The sequence below is a fragment of the Halomonas sp. ND22Bw genome (genome assembly GCF_003011945.1).
In the GTDB taxonomy this organism is placed as follows: Bacteria; Pseudomonadota; Gammaproteobacteria; order Pseudomonadales; family Halomonadaceae; genus Halomonas; species Halomonas halophila.
In genome coordinates this window covers 1-417 of record NZ_PXWD01000225.1, presented here as the reverse complement: position 1 = coordinate 417, position 417 = coordinate 1, and the positions used below count along the sequence as shown (strand labels likewise).

2 protein-coding genes are annotated in these 417 nt (G+C 69.3%); both read right to left on the bottom strand.

All coding sequences use genetic code 11. The features are described from left to right. Positions 1-211, bottom strand: a 211-nt coding sequence (locus CVH10_RS17795; RefSeq protein WP_146143014.1) for a hypothetical protein, incomplete at its 3' end; no start/stop codon positions are given. Between the two features lie 25 nt (positions 212-236). After that, a partial coding sequence (locus CVH10_RS17790; protein WP_146143013.1) for a hypothetical protein occupies positions 237-417 on the bottom strand: 181 nt, incomplete at its 5' end.

The following is a 417-nucleotide window of genomic DNA, read 5'->3' as shown; positions in this document are numbered from 1 at the left end:
CTTCGACAACCAGGTCCGAGCGTCGCTTGACGCCGATGGCGCTGCGCAGGGCGCCGCGAATGCCCGTGACCACGACCTCGTCGACCTGGGTCGCCCCGTCGGACGATGCGGCGGCCGGCCCCGTCGTTTGGGCCAGGGCCGGTGCGGCGGCCACAAAAAGCGCCGAGGCGGATACGCTGGCGGCGACGATGGTCTTGCGGTTGATGATCATGGAATCCTCCCCTGGTCGCCTGTTTTCAGGTCGATTGTCTGGTTTGTCGGGCGTCAAGCCGCAGCGAGGCGGGGCGCAGGCCCTCAGCGCTGGTGGGGATGGTGATCGGGCCGCCCTGGCGGCCTGTCTGCAAGATGGCCTGGGCCAGGCCGTTGAATAATCGCCGCCGGTCGGCGCGGTCGGCTTCATGGCTGACCGGGTCGCCA